Origin of the sequence: Methylobacterium sp. J-067, assembly GCF_022829465.1 — a bacterium.
GTDB lineage: Bacteria > Pseudomonadota > Alphaproteobacteria > Rhizobiales > Beijerinckiaceae > Methylobacterium > Methylobacterium litchii.
The window spans coordinates 1-1354 of the sequence record NZ_JAKSXZ010000119.1 but is presented as its reverse complement, the minus strand read 5'-3'; the positions used below and the strand labels follow the sequence as shown (position 1 = coordinate 1354).

Annotated in this window: 1 protein-coding gene; it reads right to left on the bottom strand. The window is 67.5% G+C overall.

Annotated features, from left to right (window positions below; all coding sequences use genetic code 11):
- Positions 1 to 4: 4 nt before the first annotated feature.
- Positions 5 to 1354, bottom strand: a 1350-nt coding sequence (locus tag MKK52_RS17365) for a carbohydrate porin (protein WP_243955911.1), incomplete at its 5' end; no start/stop codon positions are given.

The following is a 1354-nucleotide window of genomic DNA, read 5'->3' as shown; positions in this document are numbered from 1 at the left end:
GGCCTCAGCCTGGCGCGAGGCCGAGGAGGGTGCCGAGGGGCACGGAGAGGGTGAAGCCGCCGTAGAAGCCGTCCTTCGGCCGCCGGGCGGTGAAGGGATTGAAGTAGGAGTTGCCGTTCACGAGATATTGGACGACGGGCTCCAGCACGACGCCCCCCGGCAGGGCGAAGTGGGCGTTGACCTCGAACACGAACTTGTCCCGCGAGAACGGCGCGCCGGTCCCGCCGGAGATGAAGTTCGCGTCGGCCAGGAAGCGGGCGTAATCGTCGTTCAGCCGCTGCCAGTTGATCTTGATCCCGTAGGTGTCGAGCGGGCGGCCCTGGTCCGGCGCCTGCAGCAGCAGGCCGGCGAAGCTGTTGAAGCGGATCGGAATCGTGGGATCGAACGCGTAGCCGGTCCCGGTGTAGAACGAGATCGCCGTCGGATGCGGGTTGACCTCGCGGCCGCCGTCGGCGCGCCACAGGGTCTGCGTGCCCGTCAGCACGATCCCGGAGGTGCCCGCCTTCTGCAGGACCGGCGCGCCGGGGTTGAGCCCCTTCGCGGTGCCGAAGACGGTCTTGTAGTTGTCGTCATGATCGGCGGAATTGAAGAAGCCGGTGAGCGAGGCCCGGCCGGGATAGGCCTCCTGCGTGTAGTCGGTGACGCGGCCGATCTCGACCATGGCCACGGCCCCCGTGAGGCGCTCGTAGCCCCAATCGTAGCCGGAGAGCACGTTGGTGCCGGGGTTCACGCTGAACGCGCCGGCCTGGACATAGGTCGTGGGCGACGTCTTGTAGGCGACGTTGGCGCCCCAGACGCCGTACAGGGGCGATGTCCAGCCGGCGTTGAAGTACAGCAGGTCCTGGAAGCAGGAATTGATCGAGTTGCACGGCGGCAGGGCGTAGTAGCGGCCCGGATGGGTGCGCCCGACCTCGATGACGAGGCGGTCGTCGAGCAGCTTCTGCTGGTAGGTGAACAGCGAGAGGCGGTTGTTGTTGGGGTTGTAGGGCGGCTGGTAGCCCACGGTGGTGTCGCCGATGTCGCCGGCCATGTTGAGGTTGCGCACGAGGCCGAAGAACGTCTCGGTGAAGTTGATGCTGCCGCCCGCAATGCCGGCGAGCTTCTGCATGTCGGCGGTCATGGAGAGGACGAAGTAGGCGGAGTTCGATTGCTGCCCGGTGCGCAGGCCGGCGGAGGGGTTGGCTTGGTAGAAGTCGTACATGTTGACGTCGAAGGTGAAGCCGGCCGCCGCCATCTCCGTGGCCCAGGGGGCCAGCGGCCCGACCCGCACCGGCGACGTCGCCTTGGCGGCGAGATCGGGGTTGGTGCGCGCCTGCGTCTGATCGTTCAGCGTCTCGACCGGCGTCGCCGTCTG